Source organism: Streptomyces sp. A012304, from assembly GCF_026008495.1.
GTDB lineage: Bacteria > Actinomycetota > Actinomycetes > Streptomycetales > Streptomycetaceae > Streptomyces.
In genome coordinates this window covers 12,987-37,346 of sequence record NZ_BQUN01000058.1, presented here as the reverse complement: position 1 = coordinate 37,346, position 24,360 = coordinate 12,987, and the positions used below count along the sequence as shown (strand labels likewise).

At 72.6% G+C, this 24,360-nt stretch carries 22 protein-coding genes; 16 read left to right on the top strand and 6 right to left on the bottom strand.

What is annotated here, in order from left to right; genetic code table 11:
* Positions 1 to 35: 35 nt before the first annotated feature.
* Together ALMP_RS13900 and ALMP_RS13895 are read left to right on the top strand one after the other, a co-directional pair.
* Positions 36 to 737, top strand: coding sequence for a M15 family metallopeptidase (locus ALMP_RS13900; RefSeq protein ID WP_264927524.1), 702 nt, complete (start codon positions 36 to 38; stop codon positions 735 to 737).
* A 174-nt stretch (positions 738 to 911) separates the two neighbouring features.
* Entirely contained in the window at positions 912 to 2,303 is a 1,392-nt protein-coding gene (locus ALMP_RS13895; protein ID WP_264927522.1) for a Tat pathway signal sequence domain protein, read from the top strand.
* A gap of 193 nt (positions 2,304 to 2,496) precedes the next feature.
* On the opposite strand, the gene ALMP_RS13890 is transcribed toward ALMP_RS13895, so the two are convergent.
* On the bottom strand, positions 2,497 to 3,360 hold the full coding sequence (locus ALMP_RS13890; protein ID WP_264927521.1) for a leishmanolysin: 864 nt from the start codon (positions 3,358 to 3,360) through the stop codon (positions 2,497 to 2,499).
* Positions 3,361 to 3,656: 296 nt separating this feature from the next.
* Between ALMP_RS13890 and ALMP_RS13885 the strand changes: the two genes are divergently transcribed.
* The 4 genes from ALMP_RS13885 (at position 3,657) to ALMP_RS13870 (ending at position 9,969) form a co-directional block, all read left to right on the top strand.
* The gene (locus tag ALMP_RS13885) at positions 3,657 to 4,067 is read left to right on the top strand and encodes a hypothetical protein (RefSeq protein WP_264927520.1); all 411 of its coding nucleotides are present in this window, start codon (positions 3,657 to 3,659) and stop codon (positions 4,065 to 4,067) included.
* Positions 4,064 to 5,974, top strand: a complete 1,911-nt coding sequence (locus tag ALMP_RS13880) for a GMC family oxidoreductase (RefSeq protein WP_264927518.1) — start codon at positions 4,064 to 4,066, stop codon at positions 5,972 to 5,974. Before ALMP_RS13885 ends, ALMP_RS13880 begins: the two co-directional genes overlap by 4 nt.
* 76 nt (positions 5,975 to 6,050) lie before the next feature.
* Complete coding sequence (locus ALMP_RS13875; protein WP_264927516.1) at positions 6,051 to 7,904, top strand: peroxidase family protein; 1,854 nt, start codon at positions 6,051 to 6,053, stop codon at positions 7,902 to 7,904.
* Between the two features lies 1 nt (position 7,905).
* A complete protein-coding gene (locus ALMP_RS13870; RefSeq protein WP_264927515.1) occupies positions 7,906 to 9,969 on the top strand; it encodes a serine protease in 2,064 nt (687 codons plus the stop codon).
* Positions 9,970 to 9,999: 30 nt separating this feature from the next.
* Here ALMP_RS13870 and ALMP_RS13865 read toward each other — a convergent pair whose 3' ends face one another.
* Positions 10,000 to 11,496 carry a HEAT repeat domain-containing protein gene (locus tag ALMP_RS13865; protein WP_264927514.1) on the bottom strand — a complete coding sequence of 499 codons (1,497 nt, stop codon included), beginning with the start codon at positions 11,494 to 11,496 and terminating at the stop codon, positions 10,000 to 10,002.
* 156 nt (positions 11,497 to 11,652) lie between these two features.
* Between ALMP_RS13865 and ALMP_RS13860 the strand changes: the two genes are divergently transcribed.
* From ALMP_RS13860 to ALMP_RS13815, 10 genes are all read left to right on the top strand, one after another.
* A complete protein-coding gene (locus ALMP_RS13860) occupies positions 11,653 to 12,096 on the top strand; it encodes a hypothetical protein (RefSeq protein ID WP_264927512.1) in 444 nt (147 codons plus the stop codon).
* 61 nt (positions 12,097 to 12,157) lie between these two features.
* Positions 12,158 to 13,294, top strand: coding sequence for an acyltransferase (locus tag ALMP_RS13855; RefSeq protein WP_264927510.1), 1,137 nt, complete (start codon positions 12,158 to 12,160; stop codon positions 13,292 to 13,294).
* 150 nt (positions 13,295 to 13,444) lie between these two features.
* Positions 13,445 to 15,103: an FAD-dependent monooxygenase gene (locus ALMP_RS13850; protein WP_264927509.1), complete on the top strand. Its 1,659-nt coding sequence runs from the start codon at positions 13,445 to 13,447 to the stop codon at positions 15,101 to 15,103.
* Positions 15,104 to 15,307: 204 nt separating this feature from the next.
* A complete protein-coding gene (locus tag ALMP_RS13845) occupies positions 15,308 to 16,465 on the top strand; it encodes a SchA/CurD-like domain-containing protein (RefSeq protein ID WP_264927508.1) in 1,158 nt (385 codons plus the stop codon).
* Positions 16,466 to 16,579: 114 nt separating this feature from the next.
* Entirely contained in the window at positions 16,580 to 16,993 is a 414-nt protein-coding gene (locus ALMP_RS13840; protein ID WP_264927545.1) for a cupin domain-containing protein, read from the top strand.
* Positions 16,990 to 18,258, top strand: a complete 1,269-nt coding sequence (locus ALMP_RS13835; protein WP_264927506.1) for a beta-ketoacyl synthase — start codon at positions 16,990 to 16,992, stop codon at positions 18,256 to 18,258. The genes ALMP_RS13840 and ALMP_RS13835 overlap by 4 nt, the downstream gene beginning before the upstream one ends.
* On the top strand, positions 18,255 to 19,505 hold the full coding sequence (locus ALMP_RS13830; RefSeq protein WP_264927504.1) for a ketosynthase chain-length factor: 1,251 nt from the start codon (positions 18,255 to 18,257) through the stop codon (positions 19,503 to 19,505). The genes ALMP_RS13835 and ALMP_RS13830 overlap by 4 nt, the downstream gene beginning before the upstream one ends.
* Before the next feature lie 31 nt (positions 19,506 to 19,536).
* Positions 19,537 to 19,794: an acyl carrier protein gene (locus ALMP_RS13825; protein ID WP_264927503.1), complete on the top strand. Its 258-nt coding sequence runs from the start codon at positions 19,537 to 19,539 to the stop codon at positions 19,792 to 19,794.
* A 1-nt stretch (position 19,795) separates the two neighbouring features.
* Positions 19,796 to 20,272: an SRPBCC family protein gene (locus tag ALMP_RS13820; RefSeq protein WP_264927502.1), complete on the top strand. Its 477-nt coding sequence runs from the start codon at positions 19,796 to 19,798 to the stop codon at positions 20,270 to 20,272.
* 20 nt (positions 20,273 to 20,292) lie between these two features.
* The gene (locus ALMP_RS13815) at positions 20,293 to 20,625 is read left to right on the top strand and encodes a TcmI family type II polyketide cyclase (protein WP_264927501.1); all 333 of its coding nucleotides are present in this window, start codon (positions 20,293 to 20,295) and stop codon (positions 20,623 to 20,625) included.
* A gap of 87 nt (positions 20,626 to 20,712) precedes the next feature.
* Here the strand turns inward: ALMP_RS13815 and ALMP_RS13810 are convergent, their stop codons facing one another.
* The 4 genes from ALMP_RS13810 to ALMP_RS13795 form a co-directional block, all read right to left on the bottom strand.
* A complete protein-coding gene (locus tag ALMP_RS13810; RefSeq protein ID WP_264927500.1) occupies positions 20,713 to 21,741 on the bottom strand; it encodes a methyltransferase in 1,029 nt (342 codons plus the stop codon).
* Positions 21,742 to 21,790: 49 nt separating this feature from the next.
* Positions 21,791 to 22,897, bottom strand: a complete 1,107-nt coding sequence (locus ALMP_RS13805) for a nitrous oxide reductase family maturation protein NosD (RefSeq protein WP_264927499.1) — start codon at positions 22,895 to 22,897, stop codon at positions 21,791 to 21,793.
* Between the two features lie 72 nt (positions 22,898 to 22,969).
* Positions 22,970 to 23,380 (bottom strand): VOC family protein, encoded by a 411-nt coding sequence (locus ALMP_RS13800; RefSeq protein WP_264927498.1) that lies wholly within the window; start codon positions 23,378 to 23,380, stop codon positions 22,970 to 22,972.
* Between the two features lie 102 nt (positions 23,381 to 23,482).
* Positions 23,483 to 24,217, bottom strand: a complete 735-nt coding sequence (locus tag ALMP_RS13795) for a rhomboid family intramembrane serine protease (protein WP_264927496.1) — start codon at positions 24,215 to 24,217, stop codon at positions 23,483 to 23,485.
* Positions 24,218 to 24,360 lie beyond the last annotated feature (143 nt).

Sequence of the window (24,360 nt, the reverse complement as noted above, 5' to 3'; positions counted from 1 at the left end):
CCCCACCAGAGCAGAGAAGAGAGCAGGCACCCCCCATGGCAGCAACACGACGGCACTTCCTGCGCTCGGCGGTCACCACGGCGGTCGCGGCGGGCGCGGTCGCCGGTACGACGGCGGCGTCGACCGCCACCGCGTCCGCGGCGGACCGGGCGGCGGGCTCCACGAAGGCGGCCGGTCCGGGCCGGGTCTCCGCCAACGGCTGGCCGATCGACTCCGCCCCGAACGACACCGGCAGCGTCTGGAACCGCCCGGTTCCCGGGACGGGCTTCGGCGTGGAGGTGGCCATCGGCGACGTCGAGACGATCCTCGTGCACGTCGTCCGCCGCTTCCACTACGAGATCGAGGCGCTGCGCGCCGGTGACGTGACCGGCTACCGCAGCCCGGCGCGGACGAAGGGCTACGAGACCAACCACGCCTCGGGCACGGCGGTCGACATCCGCCCGGACTGCTATCCGGCGGGCGTACGGGGCGGGTTCTTCGCCCATCAGGTGGCGGTGATCCGTGACATCCTCGCGGACTGCGAGGGCGTGGTGAGGTGGGGCGGCGACTTCCCGACGCCCGACGAGAGCCACTTCCAGATCGACGTCCCGCCGACCTCGCCGGAGGTGCGGCGCGTGGCCGGCAAGCTCCGCGGGTGGAACGCCACCCCCGGCGAGGGCGCGGGCGTCACCCTCGACGCGCACGACGCCGGACGCCGGGCCGCGGCACGGGCGTTGCAGCGCAGGCAGGCGGCGTAGGCGTCCCGCAGTGCGGGACGGGCGCGCCGGGGTCCGAGGTCTCCCCCGCCCCTCGGCGCGCCAACAGCGCGTCATGTCACGGTCGTTGACCGGAGCCTGGTGTCACAGCACAATGAGCGCGCGTTCTTGAGAGCGCTCTCAACCCGTAGCGACACCCTGCCTCCGAGGAGACCCATGACCGGCACCCCAGGCCCGATCCTCAGCCGCCGCGCGCTCATCGGGACCGGGCTCGGTGCCGGGGCGGCGGCCCTCGTCACCGCCGGCTCCGGCGCGGCCCGGGCGGCGGAGCGCCCCGCCGGGTCCGGCGCCTCCGCCCCGCGCCGGGCCTACGCCTTCCTCGCCTCCGCCATGGACGCCTATCCGGACCACGGCACCCTGCGGCTCGCCCAGAGCTACACCGACCAGGCGGGCCTGTTCAGCACGGCGTTCACCTACGACAACGCCCTCGCCGTCCTGGCGCTCCTCACCTCCCCCGCCCGCGCGGACCGCTCCCGGGCCCAGGCTCTCGGTGACGCGCTGCTGTACGCCCAGGCGCACGACCCGGTGTACGACGACGGCAGACTGCGCCAGGCCTACAACGTGGGCCCGTACACCTTCTACGACGGTTCGGCGCAGCCGGACGGGTTCGTGCGGGCGGACGGAACGGCCAACGTCGGCACGCAGTTCGGCTTCACCGGCACCGCCGTGGGCGACATGGCGTGGGCGGGCCTCGCGCTGAGCGCCCTCGCCGACCGGACGGGCCAGCGCCGCTTCCTCACCGGCGCCGTCCGTATCGGCGAGTGGATCGAGCGCGTCGGCCGCACCGACGAACCGCTCGGCGGCTACAAGTTCGGGGTCGACGGGGCCGACCGGAAGCTGCCGTTCACCTCCACCGAGCACAACACCGACCTGATCGCCCTCTTCGGGCGGCTCGCCCGGCTCACCGGCAACCGGGTGTGGCGGGAGCGGCGGGCGCGGGCCGCGGCCTTCGTCGCGCGCATGTGGGAGCCGTCGGCGGGCTTCTTCTACACCGGCACCAACGACGGCGTGACCATCAACACGTCGCCGATTCCCGAGGACACCCAGACCTGGACCCACCTCGCGCTCGCCTCGCCGGCCCACGCCCGGTCACTGGACTGGGCGCGGACCGAACTGGCTGTCCTGGACACGGCCGACCGCCCCAACAGCACGGTGCCGGCGGGCCAGTCCTACGCGGGGGTCACCTTCAGCTCCGCCAGTCTCCTCGCCGACGAGGACGCCCCGATCGCCCCGGGCCAGCCCAAGCCCGACCGCAACGGCGTGTGGTTCGAGGGAACCGCCCATCTGGCGCTCGCCCTGCGCGGCCGACGCGCCCCCGGCGACGAGGCGCGCGCCCGACGGCTGCTCGCCTCCGTCGAGCGCGCCCAGGACCTGCTCGGGCGCGACCAGACCGTGGGCGGCGCGGCCCTGCCCGAGAGGTCCGGGGTGGTGTCGGCGAGCAGCCCCCTCGACACCGGTTTCGGGTTCGGCTACTACCCCTACCGGCACACGGGCGCCACGGCCTGGTACCTGATGGCGGCAGCGCGCGCCAACCCGCTGCGGCCGTAGGCGTGCTGTCCTGTCGCGGGCGCAGGAGGGGTCGCGCGGGGCGGGCCGAGCGCTGCCCGGCCCGCCCCGTCGCCCGCCATGGGCGGGAGGATCCCCGCCGCGGCGGCCCGCCGTCCCCTGTTCCCGCTCGGGACTTCCCCTGATGGGCCGCTCCCCGTCCTCGCGGGCGGAAGGGCGCCGGCGCGGGGTGGCGTCAGGTCGTCCCGGCCGGCAGACGGGTCGGCACGACCGGGAGCATGACGCCGTCGCCGAGCGGCGCCGTGTGCGGCACGAGGGCACCCTCCATGGCCACCTGGAGCAGATCCGGGAGCGTGTACGGTTCGGCGCCCTCGAGATCGACCTGGTAGCCCATGTCGCCCAGGCTCGCCGCGGTCATCCGGCTCAACGGGTTGTCGGTGCCGGAGATGAACGGCGACATGAGCTCGTTGACGAAGACCGCCTCACGCCAGTGGCTGTCCCGGGTCCCGGGCTCGCCGAAGTTGGCCACGGGTACCGGGGTGGGGTCCTCCTGGCCGAGCAGTGCGGCGAACTCGGCCATGGCACCCTCGCCCACGAAGGTGGGGTTGCTGCCGCCGGCTCCCTTGAGCAGGCCGAAGAACCTCCACCGGGTGCCGATCCCGAGGACGTGGCCCATCTCGTGGGTGATGACGTCGACGAGCGTGTTGCGCGCCTCCATCTGTTCCAGATCCGCGGTGTCGAACCTCATCAGGCCCTTGGCCGGCAGGAACGCGCCGGACTGCGCGCTCCGCTCGCGGAAGTCGGTCGGGCCGGCCTGGCCGAGGACTTTGTTCGGGCCGTCGATGGCCACCCCCTCGGCCTCGATCAGCAGGTCGTCGATGATGTCGCCGTTGACACGGACGGTGTCCAGGTCACCGACGATGACCTTGGCCCAGCGGTCGGCCGCCGCGGCGAACGCGTCCTGCTGAGTGTCCGTCAGTCCGCCGACGAAGCGGACCTCGATGGTGAACGGTGACGTTGTGCGGGCGATCTCCTTGGCCCGCTCGAAGCTGGCGACCGCTCGGTACGTCTGGAAGGTGTGCGTGGTGACCTTGCCCATGACGGTTCTCCCACTCGTCTCCCGCTTGCGGAAATTTACCGACTACCCCTTTTGTCCACATTAGGCTGAACGGGGCACGGCCGCGCGCGGCGGCCCCGGCCCTCGTCCGGCCGCGGCGCGGGCCCGGGCGTCCCAGCACCTCGCACCGGGCGCGGGCCCGATCCCGAGGTGCAGCCGAGCGGCGTCACTCATAGCATGGTGTCTGGAGCGTTTTGAGGGGATTTCCTCTTCCGTGAGGGGGGTTCGGCGGCGGTTCGCGCGTCGCCGACGGCGTCACCGCACCTTCTGGAGACATCATGGCCTTGAAGCGTGCCCTCCCCCGCCCTGCCTCGGTCTACGCGCTCGGCGGCATCCGCGTGGTCAACGGGGCCGCCGGACTGCTCGCCCCGGACCTGCTCATCCGCCGTCTCGACCCGCACCACGAGCCGCACAGTCCGGCGGCCCTCTACGCCTTCCGGCTCTTCGGCATCCGTACGGTCCTGCTCGGTCTCGATCTGCTGACCCATCACGGCGAGCGGCTGCGGGACGATCTGCGCGAAGGCGTCCTGATCCACGCCAGTGACACCGCCACGGCGGCCATGCTCGGCCTCAGCGGCCGGCTCCCACCGCGCACCGCGGCGCTCACCACGCTCATCTCGGCCACCAACACCGTCCTGGCCACCGCCGCCACCTCCCGCGCCAACTCCGCCAGGGGGAAGGGGAAGTGACGGCGGACCCCGGTACCGCTCCCCCGGCCGAGGCGGGATTCGAGTACGTCGTCGTCGGTGCCGGCGCGGGCGGCGGGCCGCTGGCGGCCAACCTCGCCGCGGCGGGCCGACGCACCCTGCTCCTCGACGCGGGCGGCGCCGAGGAGAACGACACCTACCTCGTGCCCGCCTTCCACGCGGACGCCTCCGAGGACCCCGTCCAGTGCTGGAACTACTACGTGCGGCACTACGAGGACGAGCGGCAGCACCGGCGCGACAGCAAGCTCGTCCCCGAGGCGGGCATCCTCTACCCGCGCGCGGGGACGGTCGGCGGCTGCACCGCCCACCACGCGCTGATCACCGTCTATCCGTACAACCGCGACTGGGACGCGATCGCGGACGAGACCGGCGACGCGAGCTGGCACAGCACGGCCATGCGCCGGTACTTCGAGCGGATGGAGCGCTGCACGTACCGGCCGAGGCCCAAGGAGCCGCCCGCAAACGCGCTGCTGCGGGCGCTGCTGAAGGCACTGCCCTTCACGGCCGGCCGGTACCGCAACACGGCCCGGCACGGCTTCGACGGCTGGCTGCCGACCGCGCTCGCCGACCCCGAACTGATCGTCCAGGACAAGCAGTTGCTGAAGGTGATCCTGTCCGCCGCGGAGAGCGCGCTGGCCGACTTCCTGGACCGGCCGCTGTCCCCGCTGGAGGGGCTCGGTTCCCTCGTCGACCCCAACGACTGGCTGGTGCAGACACGGGCCCTGCAAGGGTTGTGGCAGATCCCGCTCTCCACGGCCGGCGGACGGCGCAGCGCCGTACGCGAACGCGTGCGGGCGGTCCAGCGCGATCGTCCGGACCTCCTGGAGGTCCGGACGCACGCCCTGGCGGCCCGGGTCGTGCTGGACGAGAGCGGGGCGGCGAGGGGCGTCGACTATCTGGACGAGGCGCACGCCTACCGCGCGGACCCGCGCAGCCGGCCCGCCGGCGCGCAGCCCGTGCCGCGCCGGGTGCTCGCCTCCCGCGAGGTGATCCTGGCCGCGGGGGCCTTCAACTCGCCCCAGCTGCTGATGCTGTCGGGCATCGGACCGCGAGAGGAACTGCGGCGACACGGCATCCCCGTACGGGTCGACCTCCAGGGCGTGGGCGCGCACCTCCAGGACCGGTACGAGGTGGGCGTGGTCAGCCGGATGGACCGCGAGTTCCCCGTCATCAAGGACTGCGACTTCCACGCGCCGCGGCCCGGTACCGAGCCGGACCGCTGCTACCGGGCCTGGCTGCGCGGCGAGGGCCTGTACACCACCAACGGCGCCGTGGTCGGGATCACCCGTAAGTCCCGCCCGGAGCTGGACGCCCCCGACCTGTTCGTCTTCGGCGGGCCGTTCGACTTCCGCGGCTACCGCCCCGGCTACTCGCTCGACCTGACCCGCGACCGGGACCGTTTCACTTGGGTCGTCCTCAAGAGCCGCACCCACAACACGGGCGGCCGGGTGCGGCTGCGCTCCACCGACCCCCGGGACACCCCGCTGGTCAACTTCCACTACTTCGCCGAGGGAACCGACAAGGAGGAGCTGGACCTCGACGCGATGGCCGGGGCCGTGGAGTTCGTGCGCGGCATGAACCGCAGGGCCGGGTCCGTGATCGCCGAGGAGCTGTGGCCCGGCCCGGACGTCGACGGCCCCGAGGACGTGCGCCGTTTCGTGCGGGACGAGGCCTGGGGGCACCACGCGTCCTGCACCTGCCGGATGGGGCGGGCGGACGACCCCTCGGCCGTCGTCGACAGCGACTTCCGGGTGCGCGGGACGGACCGGCTGCGGATCGTCGACGCCTCGGTGTTCCCCCGCATCCCCGGGTTCTTCGTCGCCGTCCCCATCTACATGATCAGCGAGAAGGCGAGCGACGTGATCCTCCGCGACGCGGCCCGCGCCTGAACCGGCCCGCCCGCCCCGCCTCCCGTCCTCTCCCCGCCATGGCGAACCGACCAGGAGCCAGCCAAGGAGTACCGCGATGAGCAAGCAACGACACGCCGCACGGCGTTCCACCGCCGCATACCGTACGTCCCTGCCCTGGCGGATCATCACCGGCGGCGCCGAGTACGTCGACCGGCGCATCGGCTGGGACAGGCTGCCTGTCCTGCCGGGCCTGCTGACGCTCCTCGGACTGCGGGTCAGGCTGCGTCAGAAGAACCTGCACGACACCGGCCGGCTGCCCTCGGTCGATCTGCCCGATCCCGCGCCCCCGTCCGGGAGCCACAAGGTCAACCGGACCGCCGACGGCAGCCACAACGACCTCGACGAGCCGCGGATGGGCATGGCCGGCACCCGTTTCGGCCGCAACATCCCGCTGGACCGGATCGCCCGCGCCACACCCGAGGACGTGCTGTCACGGCCGAGCCCGCGCGAGGTCAGCCGCGCCCTGCTCACCCGCCACCAGCTGAACCCGGCCGAGTCGGTGAACTCCCTGGTCGCGGCCTGGCTCCAGTTCATGATCCGCGACTGGTTCAGCCATGGGACGAGCCCCACGGACCGGCCCTGGGAAGTGCCGCTGATGGACGACGACCAGTGGCCGGAGCAGCCGATGCGGATCATGCGGACGCCGGACGATCCCACCCGTGACCCCGCGGCGCCCCCCGGGACGCCCGACACCCGCGTCAACGTCTCCTCCCACTGGTGGGACGCCTCGCAGATCTACGGGACGAACGAGACCGAGCAGCGTCTGATGCGCACCGGCGAGCTGGGCAAGCTGCATCTGTGGGACGACGAGCAGTCCCCGTTCCCGTCGGACCCCTCCCGCGACCCCTCGCGGGTGCCCGGTTTCTGGCTGGGGCTGGCGATGATGCAGAACCTGTTCGCCCGGGAGCACAACGCGATCTGCGACCACCTGCACGGCGCGTACCCGTCGTGGGGCGACGAGGAGCTGTTCCAGCGTGCCCGGCTGGTCAACGCCGCGCTCCTGGCCAAGATCCACACCGTGGAGTGGACCCCGGCCGTGATCAGCCACCCGACCACCGTCAAGGCCCTGCGCGCCAACTGGTGGGGCCTCGCGGGCGAGCGGGTGCACAACCTGTTCGGCCGGATCAGCGACAGCGAGGTCGTCAGCGGCATCCCCGGCGGCGAGAGCGACCACTACGGTGTGCCGTACTCCCTGACCGAGGAGTTCGTCGCCGTCTACCGTATGCACCCGCTCATCCGTGACGAGTGGCATCTGCGCTCCGCCGCCGACGACGAGACCCTGCGCCACTGCACCCTCCGCGACATCTCGGGGCCGGGCGCGCTGAAGGTCCTGGAGACCACCGAGACGGCCGACCTGCTCTACAGCTTCGGCACGCTCCCTCCCGGACTGGTCACCCTGCACAACTTCCCCCGGTTCCTCCAGGAGTTCGAGCGTCCGGACGGGCATCTGCAGGACCTGGCCGCCACCGACATCCTGCGCTCGCGGGAGCTGGGCGTCCCCCGCTACAACGAGTTCCGGCGGCTGCTGCGGCTCAAGCCCGCCCGGAACTTCGCGGAGCTGACGCCCGATCCGGCGTGGGCCGAGGAGATCGAGCGGCTCTACGAGAGCGACATCGAGAAGGTCGACCTGATGGTCGGCCTGTACGCGGAGCGGCTGCCGGCCGGATTCGCGTTCAGCGACACGGCGTTCCGCATCTTCGTCCTGATGGCCTCACGCCGTCTGAACAGCGACCGCTTCTTCACCGACCACTACACCCCCGAGGTGTACTCCAAGGCCGGCATGGCCTGGATCGACGACAACAGCATGATCACGGTGCTGCTGCGCCACCACCCGGAGCTGCGTACGGCCCTCGCGGGGCTGACCAACGCCTTCGTGCCGTGGCACACCGCCGCGAGGACGGGGACCTGACATGGCAACGACGGACCGGGCCCGCGAGGAGCGGGAACGCCAGGCGGCGGCCGCCGCCGCACGGTACGGCGAGACCAGTGAGGCGCGTCGGGCGGTCGAGGAACAGCAGGACGCCGGGGTCGCCTTCCCGGACTCGCAGGACGCGCTCGCGGCACGCGCGGCGCGGCTGCTCGGCCAGCAGGCGGTACCGGCCGCGCTGATCGTGGAGGCCGTCCGCGCGGAGCCGCTGAGCGCTCCCGCCGCCTATGAGCGCATCCTCGGCGTGTCCAAGGAGCTCCAGGCCTGGAGCTTCCTGCCGCGCGGCGCCCGCGCGGCACGGACGGTGGCCCGGATCTCGGTACGGGAGAACGGCCGCGAGCTGCCGATCGGCACCGGGTTCCTGGTATCGCCGAGCCTGCTGCTGACCAACCATCACGTGCTCAGCGACGCGGACGCCGCCCGGCAGTGCTTCGTGGAGTTCGAGGCGCAGGTCACCGTCGACAACACCCCGCAGGCGCCGACCCGGCTGGAACTCGACCCCGACGCGTTCTTCGCGGCGGACCGGCGCCTGGACTACGCGCTGGTGCTGGTCGCGCCCGGCCCGGACCGGCGGCCTCCCGGGCAGACGTTCGGCTGGAACCGGCTCAGCGCCCAGCTGGGCAAGCTGGTCATCGGCGAACCCGTCAACGTCATCGGCCACCCCATGGGCCGTCTGAAGGAGATCGCCGTACGCGACAACGTGCTCCAGGTGCGGCTCGACGACTTCCTGCACTACAGGACGGACACCGAGCCCGGCAATTCGGGTTCCCCGGTCTTCAACGACCAGTGGGAGGTCGTCGCCCTCCACCACAGCGGAGTGCCGAGGACCGACGACCGGGGACGCGTCCTGCGCCGCGACGGGCAGGTCTGGCGGCACGGGGACGGCGACGACGCCATCGACTGGGTGGCCAACGAGGGCGCCCGCGTCAGCTCCGTGCTGAGACACATCGCCGGTCTGCCGCTCACCGCCGCGCAGCGGGCGCTGCTGGCCGAGATGGGCCCGGAGTCGGGACTGGCCGGCACGGCCCCCGTCGGCGCGGTCGCGGCCCCCTCCGCCGTTCCCCCTCCCGCCGCCACTGTGCCGAGCCCGCCCGCCGCCACTGTGCCGAGCCCGGCTGCCGAGCGGGCCGAGGTGCGGGTGGGGCTGCGGGCCCGGGCCGGCGCGTTCGGCGGCGACCGGCATCTGGTCTTCCTGCACGGGCGCTCCCAGCAGGGGAAGGACCCCGTCAGGCTGCGCCGCGAATGGGCCGCCGGACTCAACCAGGGGCTGGTCCGCGCCGGGCTGCCGGCGCTCGACCCGGAGGACGTCTGGTTCCCCTACTACGGCGACCGGCTGGCGCGGTCCCTCACCGCGCACGAGGCCGTCCCCCGGATCGTGGAAGCGCCGACCGCGACGGCGGCCGAGGTCGTCGCGCCGACCACGCCCTCCGCGCACGCCGTGTACGAGGAGATCCTCGGCGAGGCGGCCGCCAAGTGGTACCTGCCGCCCGAGAGCCAGTTGGCCACCGAACGCTTCGGCGGTGACCTGGTCGGGGCTCTCCAGCGGCAGTTGAGCTGGCTGGCGGCCCGCAGCGACCTCGACGCGTGGGCGATCGCCCTGATCTTCCGGGACGTGGCCGCGTACCTCGACGACCGGCCCGTGCGGGAGGAGGTCCTGGACTGCGTGCTGGAGACGATGCCGGACTCGGGAGAGGTCGTCCTGGTCAGCCACAGCCTCGGCACGGTCGTCGGCCTGGACCTCACCACCCGGCTGTCCCCGGGCGTGAGCCTCGTCCACCTCACGACGGCGGGCAGTCCGCTCGGCCTGGACAGCGTGTACAGCCGGCTGCTCGTCGGCGGGCCGAAGCGTCCCGAGAAGGTCGCGGACTGGCTCAACGTGTGGTGCCCCACCGACGCGGTGTCCATCGGCTGCCCGCTGGGCGACGACTGGGCGGACGGTCTGACCGACCTCGCCGTCGTCAACGCCCGCGACCGGGCCCACAACATCGGGGAGTACCTGTCGCACACCGAGGTCGCCCGGTCGATCGGCGGCCGTCTCACGCCCTGAGGCGCCGGCCCGGCCCCGCCCGCTCCTTCGTCATGCGGGCGCGGCCGGGCCGAGGGTGTCCAGCAGGTCGGCGGCGGCCCGCCGCAGCCGCGCGGAAGGGTGCGAGGCGAGCACCGCCAGCCGCTCGTGCACGCCGTCGCTGTCCGGCGGCGGCGCGCCGGTGAGCTCCACCCACCGGGCGAGGCCGATCACGGCCCGGTAGCGGACCGCCTCGTACGGATCGTCCAGGCCCCGCACACAGCGCCGCACGTCCTCGACGGCCATGTCGTCGTCGGCGTCCGTCACGTCGAGCAGCGACAGCGCGGCGGCCCTGACCTCCCCGGAGGGTGACTCGTCGGCCAGGCGGCGCACGGCGGGCAGGGCCCGGGCGAGGCCGTCGAGCGCGTTGCGGGCGTGCCACGGGTCGTCCCGCTCGGACTCCAGGTGGGCGACCAGGGCCTGGGTCACCGCATGGCGTTCCCACAGCCACAGCCCGCGCCTCACCAGCGTCCCCAGGCCTTTGAGCGCTCCGACGCGCAAGGAGCGGTCGGCGTCGTCCAGGAGGGGGAGGAGCAGCCAGACGGCGTCCCACGTCCGCGCCTGTCCGAGGGCCTCGGCGACGGCCGCCCGGGTGGCGCCGGGCAGGGTGCGGTCGTGCAGCGCCGATCGCAGGTGCGAGGCGGCGGCCGAGGTGCCGATGCCGCCGAGGGCGTCCGCGGCCCATCGTCCGGCCTCGGGATCGGCCAGCCATCGCACCGCGGGGTCGGTCGCGCGCCGCTCGCCGTGCCCTCCGAGGCCGTGGAGCAGCACCGTCGCCGCCCTCGGGTCCGTCTCGCGCTCCAGGGCCTCGACCAGCGCGTCGCGCGCCGCGGCGGAATCGACGCCCAGCAGCCGGCCGGCCACCGCCGCCCGCACCTGCTCCGACGGGTCACGCAGCCCGGTGAACAGGGAGTCGAGCAGCGGCTCGGTGAAGCGGGACGGCAGGATGTCCAGCGCCCGGGCGCGGGCCGCGCCGACGCCTTCCCGGGCCGTGCGGACCATTTCCGCCTCGACGGCCGGGTCGTCCGCGAACCGGTACAGCAGACCGCGGGCGCGCCCCCACACAGCGACGTCGGGATCGCCGTGCAGCTCCGTCAACGCCGCCGCGTCCCCGAACGTGCCCAGCGCGTCCAGCCCGGTGACGGCGTTGATCCGGACATGGTGGTCCGGGTCGCGCAGCAGCCGCGCGAAGGCCTTCCTGACGTCGGGGCCGTCCAGGTCCAGGCGGATCGCGGCGAGCGACGCCCTCCTGCGTACGCGCGCGTCCGGGTCGTCCAGCAACGCCGGCAGCACCTCGGCGCCGGCCTGTCGCGCGCCCAGTCTCCCCAGTCCCACGGCCGCCGCCGCACGTACCTCCGGCTCCGGGTCACGGGCGGCCCGGACGAGGACGGCCGTGTGCTCGACGCCGCCGAGCCGCCCCAGCCCCTTGGCGGCCGCGGCGCGTCTGTGCGCGTCTCCGGCTCCCGCCAGCTCGCGCAGGAAATGAGCGATCTGATGTTCGGACACCATGACACCCCCCGAGAAGGAAGACGCACGAGCCGCCCGAAGGTTGGGCCGGTTCGCCGGGACGTGTGCGTGCAACCACCGGGCCGCGCGGTATGTCTTCCTTGATGAACGGAACAATCCGACTTTCCGGTCCAACCGGGTGCAACAGGGAGAACATCCATGAAGCCGACTCGTATCCGTCGCGGCACGGCCGCGGCTCTCACCACCCTGATGGCGGTCGCGCTCGCCGGCGCCGGCGCGGGCGCCTCGAACGCGGACGGCGCCGCGCCGCAGAAACGGCGGATCGCCTCCTCAGTCCTCGGCTCCGACTACCGGATCACCCTGACCGCGCTGCGGTCGGCCGAGGACGAGTACGCCGCCTCCGTACGCCTCCAGGTCTACACGCGCGACGGCGGCGCCTGGAAGGAGTCCGACCGCGTGACCGTCGGCGACGTGGACGGCTGGTTCTGGTACCCGCTCACCGGCACGGGCGCCGTCTGCCAGTTCTCCACCGCCGGCACGGAACCCGCGCCGCTCACGGTGAGCCTGCTGATCACCCCCTCCGTCGGCTGCTCCGAGCCGGCCCGCTACCTGGTGAGGGACGGCAGGGTGTTCGCCGCCTGAGGCCACCGGGCCGGTGTTAACCTCGCACCTTCGTGCGGAGTGACCAGCTGAAGGACCGTCTTTGAGCCCCATACCGGGAACCGGCCGCGACCGGCTGCCCTCACTGACCGGACTGCGTTTCTGGGCGGCTGCCCTCGTCGTCCTCTACCACCTCTCCCGTCAGGTCGGACCGGTTCCCGGACTCAGCGAGGCGGTCTGGTACGGCCGCAGCGGGGTGACGTTCTTCTTCGTCCTGTCGGGCGTCGTCCTCGCCTGGACCTACGACGGCGCCCGGGTGCCCACGCGGGTCTTCCTGTGGCGGCGCTTCGCCCGCGTCTGGCCGCTGCTGGCCGTGAGCGTCGGGGCGTCCGTCGCCGTGTGGGCCGCCATGGGCAAGGCCGTGTCGCTGAAGGCCGTGGCGGCGACGCTGCTGCTGGCGCACGCCTGGTTCCCGCAGCCCGTCATGTTCACCGGGGGCAATCCGGCGGCCTGGTCGCTCAGTGACGAGGCCTGGTTCTATCTGCTCTTCCCCGCCCTGCTGGCGCTGCTCGCGGGCCGCCGTGCCCGGGTCTGGCTGTGGACGGCCGTCGCCGTCACCTGCGCCGCCCTCGTGCTGTGGCCCGCCCTGTCCGGTCTGGAGCCCACCACCCGCACCTGGGCCCTGGACTACCTGCCGCTCACCCGGTCCCTGCAGTTCGTGCTCGGCGTGGTGGCCGGCCTCGCCCTCAAGCGCGGCTGGCGGCCACCCGTGCCGCTGCCGGTGGCCATCGCCCTCGTCATCGCCTGGCACCTGGTGCTGATCCCCTGGTCGGACGCGGTACCGGACGCCTACTGGTACAGCCCCTACACCGCCTCCCAGTGGCTGTCCGCGCCGCTGTTCGCCGCCCTGATCTGCGCCGCCGCCCGCGCCGACCTCGACGGCAGGCGCACCGGACTGGGCGGGCCGTGGACGATCCGCCTCGGCCACTGGTCGTTCGCCTGGTACCTCCTGCACGAGATCGTGATCCGGGTGGCCGTGTTCGAGTGGGGCAAGCCCTCCCGCGGCACGGAGACGCTGGTGTTCTGGGCGGGCGTGCTGACCGTCAGCCTGGCCGCCGCGGCCCTGGCCTACCACTGCGTGGAACATCCCGCCGAACGATGGCTGCGCCGCCGGTTCGTCGCCGGCCCGGACCGCCCGCCGGTCATGACAGAGGTCAGCCGGGCGGGGGCCGGCCGATGAGCCGACGGAGAGAAACCGGCCGGAGCTGAGGTCCGGTTCGTTCACGTCCTCGGGTGAAGGCCTGGGACGGCGTGTGTCTCGCGGGGCATGGATGAACGTCGCCGGCCGGATCCGGCCGAGCCGGCGGACACGATGCGCTGGAGGCGACTGATGAACGAAAGAGCCGGCCGAGCCGGCCCCACGGCCCATGAGGTCCCGGTCCTCATCGTCGGCGGTTCCCTGGTGGGACTGTCGACCTCGCTGTTCCTGGGCCGGCTGGGAGTGCCGCACGTCCTGGTGGAGCGCCATGCCGGTACGTCCATCCATCCCCGGGGACGCGGCAACAACGTCCGCACCATGGAGCTGTTCCGGGTGGCCGGCGTCGAGCCGGCGATCCACGGCGCCGCCGCGACGCTGGCCGACAACCACGGCATCCTGCAGGCGCCCCGACTGGTCGGCGACGCCGGCGAGTGGCTGTTCAAGGACATCGACCCGGGCGGCGGCCTGGCCCGTTTCAGCCCGACGTCCTGGTGCCTGTGCAGTCAGAACGACCTGGAACCCGTCCTGCTCGATCACGCCGCGCGACTCGGCGGTGATCTGCGCTACTCCACCGAACTGATGTCGTTCGAAACCGACCGCGACGGTGTCACCGCCGTGGTCAAGAGCCGGCGGACCGGGGAGCACACCACGATCCGCGCGCGGTACCTGGTGGCGGCCGACGGCCCGCGCAGCCCCGTCCGTGAACAGCTCGGCATCGGCCAGAGCGGCCCCGGCGACCTGTTCCACAACGTCAGCATCACCTTCCGCTCCCGTCGCCTCGCCGACGTGGTGGGCGACCGCCGCTTCATCGTCTGCTACCTGACCAGCCCGAACGCCGACGGCGCCCTGCTGCCGGTGGACAACCGCGAGAACTGGGTCTTCCACGCCCCCTGGCACCCCGAACACGGCGAGACCCTGGAGGAGTTCACCGACGAGCGGTGCGCCACGCACATCCGCCGAGCGGTCGGGGACGCGGACCTCGACGTGGAGATCACCGGCAAGGCGCCCTGGCACGCCGCCCAGCGCGTCGCCCGCAGCTACCGCAAGGGCCGTGTCCTGCTGGCGGGCGACTCGGCGCACGAGATGTCCCCCACCGGGGCCTTCGGCTCCAACACCGGGATCCAGGACGCCCACAACCTCGCCTGGAAGCTGGCCGCGGTGCTCGGCGGCTGGGCGGGCGACGGACTGCTGGACACCTACGACCTGGAGCGCCGCCCGGTGGCGGAGGCGACCAGCGCCCGTGCCGCCGTCCGTTCGGCCGAGCACAGCCATCCCGGTTTCGCACCGCCGCCCGGCGCCGCCGGCGGATCACCCCAGCGCGGCATTCTCAACGTGGCGCTCGGGTACCGCTACCCGAGCGGAGCCGTCGTCGGCGCCGACCCCGGCGGCCCGGTCGTCCCGGAGCAGCTCGCGCTGACCGGCGAGCCCGGCAGCAGGGCCCCCCACCTGTGGGTTCGTCATCGGGGCGAGCGGATCTCCACCCTCGATCTGTACGAGCGCTCCCTGGTGTTGCTCAGCGACGCCACTGAGCCGAACGGATGGCACCAGGCCGCCACCCGCCTCACCGAACGCATGTCCCTCCCCCTCGTGTCGTACCGCGTCGGGGCCGGGCCCGACGGCGATCTGACGCCCGAGGACGGCGTGGAGTGGAACGAGGTCCACGGCACAACGCGCGCGGGGGCCGTGCTCGTACGGCCCGACGGGTTCGTCGCCTGGCGCTCCCCCGGCGCCATTCCTGACGCCGAGTCGACGCTGCGTCTCGTGCTCACCACGGCGCTGTCACTCGGCTGAACCACCCTGCGGGCCCTCGCGGTCCGTCCCCGCCGGTGCCCTCCGCCTCGGCCGGCCGAGGCCGGGGGCCCGCCGCGGGTCACCCGGGTAGTCCATAGGAGTCGCGCGCCGGAGGGGACCGGCCAATGATCAAGACACGCTCACGTCGCAGCGCCGAGGCCGCAGTCCGCTTCGTTCCCCTCCCGCTAAGGAGAAGTGCGCAGGATGACCACCACGCCCCTCACCGCTTCCGAGACGCCGACGCGACAGGTGTCGCACCACGTCTCCCAGTCCGTGTTCGACGGCTCCAGGCTCCGGGTCGTCCTGCTCGTGGATGTCCACGACGGAGCACACCAGCAGTTCCTCGAGGCGTACGAGCAGCTCTGCAACCAGGTGGCGTCCGTGCCCGGGCACATCAGCGACCAGCTGTGCCAGTCGATCGAGAACCCCTCCCAGTGGCTCATCACCAGCGAGTGGGAGAGCGCCCCGCCGTTCCTGACCTGGGTGAACAGCGAGGAGCACGTGCAGATGGTGAAGCCGCTGCACAGCTGTGTGCGCGACACCCGCTCGCTGCGCTTCCACGTCGTCCGCGAGACCGGCGGCCCGGCGGCGCACGCCCGGCCCGGCGGGCGGCGGCTGCAGACGGCCCCCCGCATCGGTGACGGCCTGATCCGGCACGCGCTCACCTTCACGGTCAGGCCGGGCAGCGAGGAGACCGTCGCCAAGCTGCTGTCCGAGTACGCCTCGCCCGAGCCGCAGGTCGACGACACCACCCGGCTGTGCCGCACCTCGCTGTTCATGCACGGCAACCGGGTGGTGCGGGCCATCGAGGTGCGGGGCGACCTGCTCGCCGCCCTGCGCCACGTGGCCCGCCAGCCCGAGGTGCGGGCCGTCGAGGAGGCCATCAACCCCTATCTGGAGCAGGACCGGGACCTCAACGACCCCGACTCCGCGCGGGTCTTCTTCACCCGCGCGGCGCTGCCCGCCGTCCACCACGTCACGGCGGGCCAGGACGGTCCGGACGCCCGGCGGCACGCGCTGTACTACCCGGCCCGGGCGGGCGGCGGACTGCGGCTGGCCGAGCTGCTCGCCCAGCAGGACGAGGCGGCGGCCGACGACCCGCGCGGCCCGGTGCTGCGCAGCACGATCTTCCAGCGGGACGACGTGGTGGTGCGGCTGGTCGACGTGAGCGGCGGCCTCGACGCCGACCCCGGGGCGATCCTCGGTCTCGCGGACCCCGCCCAGGCCCGCGAGGCGATCGCGCTGCTCGACGCGGCGGCCCTCGGCGCCGACCCGTCGGCGCTGTCGGCGAGCACCCTCGCGCTGCTGCTCGACCACGCCCGTATGCGACCCGTCACCGACCGCCGTTCACCCGACGCCTGACTCGTCGCGTCCCGCGCGTGGGACGCGGCGGCCCTGCCCTCTCCCGTTCCGTCGACTTCCGTCGACACAGCACACGATCGGAGCGACGTCGTGACCCAACCCCGTCTCAAAATCGTGGATCTCAGCGAGGTCGAGCCCAACACTCGGCGCGGCGGCGATCTGCGCGCCATGCTCACCCCCACCACGGTCGGCTCCACCAGCGGTTTCATGGGCGTGGCCATCGTGCAGCCCGGCGACCGCATCGCCGAGCACTACCACCCGTACTCCGAGGAGTTCGTGTACGTGGTCTGCGGGCAGCTGGAGGTCGACCTGGACGGCGACCCCCATCCGCTCCAGCCGGAACAGGGGCTGATGATCCCGGCCCACATGCGCCACCGCTTCCGCAACGTCGGCAACGTGGAGGCGCGGATCGTCTTCCACCTCGGCCCGCTGGCCCCGAGTCCGCCGCTCGGCCACGTCGACACCGAGGAGACCGACGCCGTGCCCGTGGCGGGTGCGGCGGCCGACCGACGTCAGGTCGTGTCATGACCAGGCGTGTGGCGGTCACCGGCATAGGTGTCGTCGCCCCGGGCGGCATCGGCGTACCGGCGTTCTGGGACCTGCTGTCCCACGGGCGGACCGCGACACGGGGCATCACGTTCTTCGACCCGTCGGGCCTGCGGTCGCGGATAGCCGCCGAGTGCGACTTCGATCCGGCGGCCCACGGGCTGGACGCCGAGCAGCTGGCCCGCTGCGACCGGTACATCCAGTTCGCGCTGGTCGCCGGGGACGAGGCGGTGCGGGACGCCGGCCTCGACCTGGAGCGGGAGAACCCCTGGCGGGTCGGGGTGTCGCTGGGCACCGCGGTCGGCGGCACCACCCGGCTGGAGCAGGACTACGTGCTGGTCAGCCATCGGGGGCAGCGCTGGGACGTCGACCACGAGCAGGCGCGCCCGCATCTGCACCGCGCGTTCGCGCCCAGCACGCTCGCCTCGACGGTGGCGGAGCAGTTCGGGGCGCGCGGTCCGGTGCAGTCCGTCTCCACGGGCTGCACCTCGGGGCTCGACGCGGTCGGGTACGCGGTGCACACCATCCAGGAGGGCCGGGCCGACGTGTGCGTGGCCGGCGCCTCGGACTCGCCGATATCCCCGATCACCATGGCCTGCTTCGACGCGATCAAGGCCACCTCGCCGAACAACGACGACCCGGCGCACGCCTCGCGTCCCTTCGACGCCCGACGTGACGGGTTCGTCATGGGCGAGGGCGGTGCCGTGCTCGTCCTGGAGGAGCTCGAACACGCCCGGGCCCGCGGCGCCCAGGTGTACTGCGAGATCAGCGGCTACGCCACGTTCGGCAACGCCTACCACATGACGGGGCTGACCCGGGAGGGCCTGGAGATGGCCCGGGCCATCGAACACGCCCTGGACCAGGCCCGGCTGGACGGCACGGCGATCGACTACGTCAACGCGCACGGCTCGGGCACCCAGCAGAACGACCGTCACGAGACCGCCGCGGTGAAGCGGGCCCTGGGGCGGCACGCCTACGACACGCCGATGAGTTCCATCAAGTCGATGGTGGGTCACTCGCTGGGCGCGATCGGGGCGATAGAGGTCGTCGCCTGTGTGCTGGCCCTGTCCCACCAGGTGGTGCCGCCCACCGCGAACTACGAGACCCCGGATCCCGAGTGCGACCTGGACTACGTCCCGCGTGTGGCGCGCGAGCGGAGACTGACCAACGTGCTCTCCGTGGGCAGCGGGTTCGGCGGCTTCCAGTCCGCGGTGATCCTGACCCGGCCGAGGGAGAGGACACGATGAGCGAACCCCGAACGCGGCGCGCGGCCGTCACCGGAATCGGCGCGGTCGCGCCCAACGGATCCGGCACCGAGGCCTTCTGGAAGGCCACCAAGGAAGGCATCATCGCCCTCGACCGGGTCACCCGCGAGGGCTGCGAGCACCTGCCGCTTCGGGTGGCCGGCGAGGTCCGCGACTTCGAGCCGTCGGCGGCGGTCGAGGAGCGCTTCCTCGTCCAGACCGACCGGTTCACGCACTTCGCGCTGGCCGCGGCCGACTTCGCGCTGGACGACGCCCGGCTCGGCAGGGCCGACACCGGTGAGGAGCCGTTCTCCGTGGGCGTGGTCACCGCGGCCGGTTCCGGCGGCGGCGAGTTCGGCCAGCGGGAGCTGCAACAGCTGTGGAGCAAGGGCAGCCGCTATGTCGGGCCCTACCAGTCCATCGCCTGGTTCTACGCCGCCAGCACCGGCCAGATCTCCATCCGCCGCGGCTTCAAGGGCCCCTGCTCGGTCGTCGCCTCCGACGAGGCCGGCGGCCTGGACGCCCTGGCGCACGCGGCGCGTGCCGTGCGACGCGGTACGGACGTGCTGGTGGCCGGCGCGACCGAGGCGCCCCTCGCCCCCTACTCGGGGGTGTGCCAGCTCGGCTACGAGGAGCTGAGCACCGTCGACGACCCGGCGCGCGCCTACCGTCCGTTCACTGAGGCGGCCTGCGGGTTCGTGCCGGCCGAGGGCGGCGCGATGCTCGTCGTCGAGGAGGAGACCTCGGCCCGGGAGCGGGGCGCGCGGCTGCGGGCCGAACTCGCGGGGCACGCGGCGACGTTCACCGGTTCCTCCCGCTGGGAGGAGTCCCGCGAGGGTCTCGCGCAGGCCGTGCGGGGCGCGCTGGAGGAGGCCGGGTGCGCGCCCGAGGAGATCGACGTGGTCTTCGCCGACGCCCTCGGCGTGCCGGCGGCGGACCGTGCCGAGGCGCTGGCGATCGCCGACGTCCTCGGCGCCCACGGCCGGCGGGTGCCGGTCACCGCGCCGAAGACGGGCATCGGCCGGAGTTACTGCGCGGCGCCCGTGCTGGACGTCGCGGCGGCGGTGCTCGCGCTGGAGCACGGTCTGATTCCGCCGACGCCGAACGTCTTCGACGTCTGCCACGACCTCGACCTCGTGACCGGCCGGGCCCGCGCCGCCGAGCTGCGCACGGCGCTGGTCCTCAGCCGGGGCCTCATGGGGTCGAACTCGGCGCTGGTGCTGCGGCACGGCGCCGCCGACGCCTCGTAGCGGGGCGTCACGGAGCAAAGGAGAGAACCACATGAGTGACCGCATCACCGTGGAAGAGCTGGCCGAGCTGATGAAGAAGTCCGCCGGGATCACCGTCGCCCCCGACCTGCTGGAGCAGCAGCCCGACGTCGGTTTCGACGCCCTGGGCATCGACTCCCTCGGGCTGCTCGGCATCGTGGGCGAGCTGGAGAACCGGTACGGGACGCCGATGCCGCCGGACGCGGAGCGCTGCAAGACCCCCCGGCAGTTCCTCGACCTCGTCAACAGTGCCTTCATGGCGGGAGCGTGACATGACCGGACACACGCAGAACGAGATCACCATCGCGGCGCCGCTGGACCTGGTCTGGGACATGACCAACGACGTGGCGAACTGGCCGCGGCTGTTCAGCGAGTACGCGTCGGCCGAGATCCTCTCCCAGGAGGGGAACAGGACCACGTTCCGGCTGACCATGCACCCGGACGACAACGGCACCGTGTGGAGCTGGGTCTCGGAGCGGGAGACGGACCGCGACACGCTCAGCGTCAAGGCCCGCCGTGTGGAGACGGGGCCCTTCGCCTACATGAACATCCGCTGGCAGTACGAGGAGGTGCCCGAGGGCACCCGGATGGTGTGGACGCAGGACTTCGCGATGAAGCCGGACGCTCCGGTCGACGACGCCTGGATGACCGACAACATCAACCGGAACTCCAAGGTGCAGTTGGAGCTGATCCGGGACCGTGTCGAGCAGGCCGCGCGTCAGCGGCGCGTGCCGACGCTGACCGACTGAACCGCGCAAAGGACAGGACGATGCACCACTCCCTGATCGTCGCCCGTATGGCCCCCGGTTCGGCGCCCGACATCGCCAAGCTGTTCCAGGAGTCGGACCGGGGCGAGCTGCCGCACCTCATCGGGGTCTCCCGCCGCAGCCTCTTCCAGTTCGAGGACGTGTACCTGCACCTCGTCGAGTCGGAACGGGACCCCGCGCCCGCCATCGCCGAGGCGGCCGGGCATCCGGAGTTCCGCGCCATCAGCGAGCGGCTCTCGGCGTACGTCAGCGCGTACAACCCCGCGACGTGGCGTTCGCCGAAGGACGCGATGGCGCACTGCTTCTACCGCTGGGAGCGGGAGGCCGGCGCCTGAACCGGCCCCCGGCTCGGCCACCGGTCGCCGGGCCCGCGTACCTCGCGGGCCCGGCGACCGGTGGTGTGCGCGGCGTACGCGGTGTGCTCAGCCGGGCACCGTGCAGTCGAACGCGTGCAGATACGGGTTGACCGGCCGGACGTCGTCGATGACGAGGCCCGCGTCGGTCAGCCGGCGGGCCATGCTCTCCCTGGTGTGCTTCGCCCCGCCGACGTTGAGGAGCAGCAGCAGGTCCATGGCTGTGCTGAACCGCATGGAGGGGGTGTCGTCGACGAGGTTCTCGATGACGACGACCCGGGCTCCGGGGCCGCCCGCCTCACGGACGTTGCGCAGGGTGCGGGCGGTGCTGTCGTCGTCCCACTCCAGGATGTTCTTGATGACGTAGACGTCGGCCCGGACCGGGATGGCCACCCGGCAGTCGCCGGGCACGATGCGCACCCGGTCCGCGAGGGCGCCGCCGGGACGCAGCCGGGGGTCGGCGTTCTCCACGACCCGCGGCAGGTCGAGCAGGGTGCCGTGGACGGTCGGGTACTTCTCCAGCAGGCTCGCCACCACATGGCCCTGGCCGCCGCCGATGTCGGCGACGGAGGAACTCCCCGACAGGTCGAGGTGCTGGGCGACGTCCCGCGCGGACTGCGTGCTGGACGTCGTCATCGCGCGGTTGAAGACGACCGCGGATTCGGGGGCGTCCTCGTTGAGGTACTGGAAGAACTCCTTGCCGTACAGGTCCTCCACGACGTTGCGGCCGGTGCGCACCGCCTCGTCGAGGCGCGGCCACGCGTCCCAGGTCCACGGCTCGGTGCACCACAGGGTGATGTAGCGCAGGCTGTGCGGGTCGTCCTCGCGCAGCAGCCGGGACATGTCGGTGTGCGCCCACCTCCCGTCCGCCTGCTCGGCGAAGACGTCGTAGCAGGCCAGGGCCCGCAACAGCCGTCCGAGCGGGCGGGGTTCGGTCTTCACCGCGGTGGCGAGGTCCTCCACGGTCATCGGGCTGTCGCCGAGGGCGTCGGCGACCCCCAGGCGGGCCGCCGTACGGAGGGCGGCGGCACACGCCGCCCCGAACACCAGCTCCCTCAGCAGCATGGACGGCGGTGGGGCAGTCTCAGCGGTCGTCATGCGCCGCCTCCTTCCTCTCTCGTGTCGACGGGTGACCGGGGTCAGCCCGTCAGCACAGTCCCGCGGGCTTCGAGGCCCGGCAGGAGTTGTTCGCGAAGGTGTTGCCCTTGCCGGTGTCGGTGTTGACGAGGTCGGCGGGGGCGTTGCCGTCCAGGACGTTGTCGCTGATCCGGTTCTGCTCGTTGGTGACGCCCACGAAGCTCTGGAAGAGGACGATGCCGCCCGACAGCGGGGAGGTGCCGGAGTTCCCGGTGATGGTGTTGCCGGTCACCAGGGCCCGCTCGGTGCCGGTCAGCACGATGCCGGAGCCCTGGAGGGCGGGCAGCCGCGGGGTCTTGGGGCAGGACTTGTTGTTCTTGACGATGCGGTTGGCGCGTACGGTCACCTTGCCGGCCCGGGGCTTGTTCTCGTCGCCGACGACGAACACGCCCGCGCAGTTGCCGGTGACGTTGTTGCGTTCGACGGTGAGGTTGCGCAGCCGCCGGACGGTGAGGCCGATGCGGTTGCCCTCCAGCCGGTTGCGCTGGACCACTGTGCCATGGCTGTCCGCGGCGCCTTCCTCGGCCGAGACGGTGTTGGCGAGGAACAGGCCGGCGTCGCCGTTCTGGCGGGCGGTGTTGCTCCGGAACACGCCGCGCACCGACTGCTCCTGGGCGATGCCCCACACGCCGTTCTTCTCCGCGGTGACGTTGCGCACGGTCAGCCGTTCCGTCGCCAGGGCGGAGATCCCGGACTTGGCGAATCCGGTGACGGTGAGGGAGGCGATGGTGACGTCCTGGACCTTCTTGTCCTTCGTCCCGACCACGCAGATGCCGTTGCCACTCGCGGCGCAGCCGACCGGGGCCCGTCGCGCGGCCTGCTGCGTGGCGGGCGCGGTGGTCGTGGTCGGTACGACCGCCTTGGCGGGCTTGATGACCGTGTCCTGGCCGACTCCGCGCAGGATCAGCCCGTGCGTGCTGATGGTGACGCTCTCCCGGTAGGTGCCGGGGGTGACGAGGACGGTGTCGCCCGGCCGGGCGGCGTCCACGGCCTTCTGGATGGACTGTCCGGGCTGGACGACGTGGGTCTTGTAGCCGGGGCTCGGCGCGGCGGCGCCGAGCCCCGTACCGACGACCGCGGCGGCGCATGCGAGATACGCAATATGGCTTTTGATCATATTTCGTACGTTATGACCTTCGGCCCGCGATCCGGCCGGATGCGCCGTCCGGGGGCGTGTCACACATCGCGCTCACTGCGGCGTGGTGATGTCGACCATCCAGGAGATGCCGAACCGGTCCGTGCACATGCCGAACACATCGCCCCACATCTGCTTCTCCAGCGGGACGGACACGGTGCCGTCGGCGGAGAGCTTCTCCCAGTAGCCGCGCAGTTCGGCGTCGTCGTCGCCGCTGATGCTCACCGAGAAGGTGTTGCCGGGGTTGTGCTCGGTGCCGGGCGGGGCGTCGGCGCCCATCAGGGTGAATCCGCTGGGCGTCTCCAGCATGCCGTGCATGATCTTGTCGGCCTCGGGGGTGCCCGCCTGGCCGAAGTCGCCGTAGCTGTTGATCTTGAGGGTGCCGCCGAAGACCTCCTTGTAGAACTCCATCGCCTGGCGGGCGTCGCCGTCGAAGGTGAGGTAGGGGTTGAGACGCGCGCTCATGAGAGCCTCCCTGAACGGGGAAAGCGGTCGGACGGGGGCACCGTAACGCGAGCCACCGACAGCCGCCCCCGGAGAAGCACCACGCCCCGAGCGGAGTTCTGGCTAGAGCAGGCCGAGGTCCCGGAGTTCCTTGTGCAGGTCGGCGCGTGAGCCGTCGGACGGCGCCGGGAGCTCTCCGGGCGCGGCCGGTCCCGGGGCGTCGTCCCGGCGGGCCGGCGCGGCGGCGCGCGGGCGCCGGTCGCGGAAGAGCCAGGCCCCGACCAGGCCGCCGGCCAGCCCCCCGAGGTGTCCCAGCCAGCTCACCCCGGGCGTCCCGGGCACCGCGACGGTCAGCAGATAGGCGAACGAGGCCGCCATGACGAGACCGATCAGTGTGTCGATCAGATGCCGGTCGAAGAGTCCGCGCACGACGACGTAGCCGAAGTAGCCGAAGACCAGGCCGCTCGCGCCCACCGTGTCGACGGCCCGGCCCTCGAAGAGCCAGACGGCGAGCCCGCTGGTGACCGCGACGAGGAGGCTCAGCCCGAAGAAGCGGGCGACCCCCCGGTAGGCGGCGAGGAACCCGAACACGAACAGCGGCCCGGAGTTGCTCTCGATGTGCGCCCAGTTCCAGTGCAGGAAGGGCGCGGTGAGGATGTGGGGCAGCGTGCCCGAGTCGCCGGACACGACGCCGTAGTCCCGGGAGAGGGCGTAGTCGTCGGCGAAGTTGGCGAGTTGCACGAGCCAGACGAACGCCACGACACCGAACATCACGAAGAACGCCTTGCGCGCCTCCGCGATCATCTGCTCGGGCGCGGCCACGCCCGCGCGCCCCCGGTCCTTGTCCGTCCTGCCCATGACGCGTTCCCCTCCCCGGCGGACCTGTTTCCGCCCCGCACACGGCTACTTTATGCAGCCGCGCCGAGCTGCGGGACGCCCCGTGCCCCGGTCGTCGTCCCGGTGCGGCACGAGCGCGGCGCGAGGAGCGAGAGGTGCGAGGA

Bases quoted from the DNA above. Each gene is read 5' to 3' on its own strand.
- ALMP_RS13810 (WP_264927500.1), bottom strand. From the start codon at position 21,741: ATGACGACCGCTGAGACTGCCCCACCGCCGTCCATGCTGCTGAGGGAG.
- ALMP_RS13875 (WP_264927516.1), top strand. From the start codon at position 6,051: ATGAGCAAGCAACGACACGCCGCACGGCGTTCCACCGCCGCATACCGT.
- ALMP_RS13890 (WP_264927521.1), bottom strand. From the start codon at position 3,360: ATGGGCAAGGTCACCACGCACACCTTCCAGACGTACCGAGCGGTCGCC.
- ALMP_RS13795 (WP_264927496.1), bottom strand. From the start codon at position 24,217: ATGGGCAGGACGGACAAGGACCGGGGGCGCGCGGGCGTGGCCGCGCCC.
- ALMP_RS13870 (WP_264927515.1), top strand. From the start codon at position 7,906: ATGGCAACGACGGACCGGGCCCGCGAGGAGCGGGAACGCCAGGCGGCG.
- ALMP_RS13885 (WP_264927520.1), top strand. From the start codon at position 3,657: ATGGCCTTGAAGCGTGCCCTCCCCCGCCCTGCCTCGGTCTACGCGCTC.
- ALMP_RS13850 (WP_264927509.1), top strand. From the start codon at position 13,445: ATGAACGAAAGAGCCGGCCGAGCCGGCCCCACGGCCCATGAGGTCCCG.
- ALMP_RS13895 (WP_264927522.1), top strand. From the start codon at position 912: ATGACCGGCACCCCAGGCCCGATCCTCAGCCGCCGCGCGCTCATCGGG.
- ALMP_RS13835 (WP_264927506.1), top strand. From the start codon at position 16,990: ATGACCAGGCGTGTGGCGGTCACCGGCATAGGTGTCGTCGCCCCGGGC.
- ALMP_RS13845 (WP_264927508.1), top strand. From the start codon at position 15,308: ATGACCACCACGCCCCTCACCGCTTCCGAGACGCCGACGCGACAGGTG.
- ALMP_RS13900 (WP_264927524.1), top strand. From the start codon at position 36: ATGGCAGCAACACGACGGCACTTCCTGCGCTCGGCGGTCACCACGGCG.
- ALMP_RS13830 (WP_264927504.1), top strand. From the start codon at position 18,255: ATGAGCGAACCCCGAACGCGGCGCGCGGCCGTCACCGGAATCGGCGCG.
- ALMP_RS13800 (WP_264927498.1), bottom strand. From the start codon at position 23,380: ATGAGCGCGCGTCTCAACCCCTACCTCACCTTCGACGGCGACGCCCGC.
- ALMP_RS13825 (WP_264927503.1), top strand. From the start codon at position 19,537: ATGAGTGACCGCATCACCGTGGAAGAGCTGGCCGAGCTGATGAAGAAG.
- ALMP_RS13860 (WP_264927512.1), top strand. From the start codon at position 11,653: ATGAAGCCGACTCGTATCCGTCGCGGCACGGCCGCGGCTCTCACCACC.
- ALMP_RS13805 (WP_264927499.1), bottom strand. From the start codon at position 22,897: ATGATCAAAAGCCATATTGCGTATCTCGCATGCGCCGCCGCGGTCGTC.
- ALMP_RS13815 (WP_264927501.1), top strand. From the start codon at position 20,293: ATGCACCACTCCCTGATCGTCGCCCGTATGGCCCCCGGTTCGGCGCCC.
- ALMP_RS13865 (WP_264927514.1), bottom strand. From the start codon at position 11,496: ATGGTGTCCGAACATCAGATCGCTCATTTCCTGCGCGAGCTGGCGGGA.
- ALMP_RS13820 (WP_264927502.1), top strand. From the start codon at position 19,796: ATGACCGGACACACGCAGAACGAGATCACCATCGCGGCGCCGCTGGAC.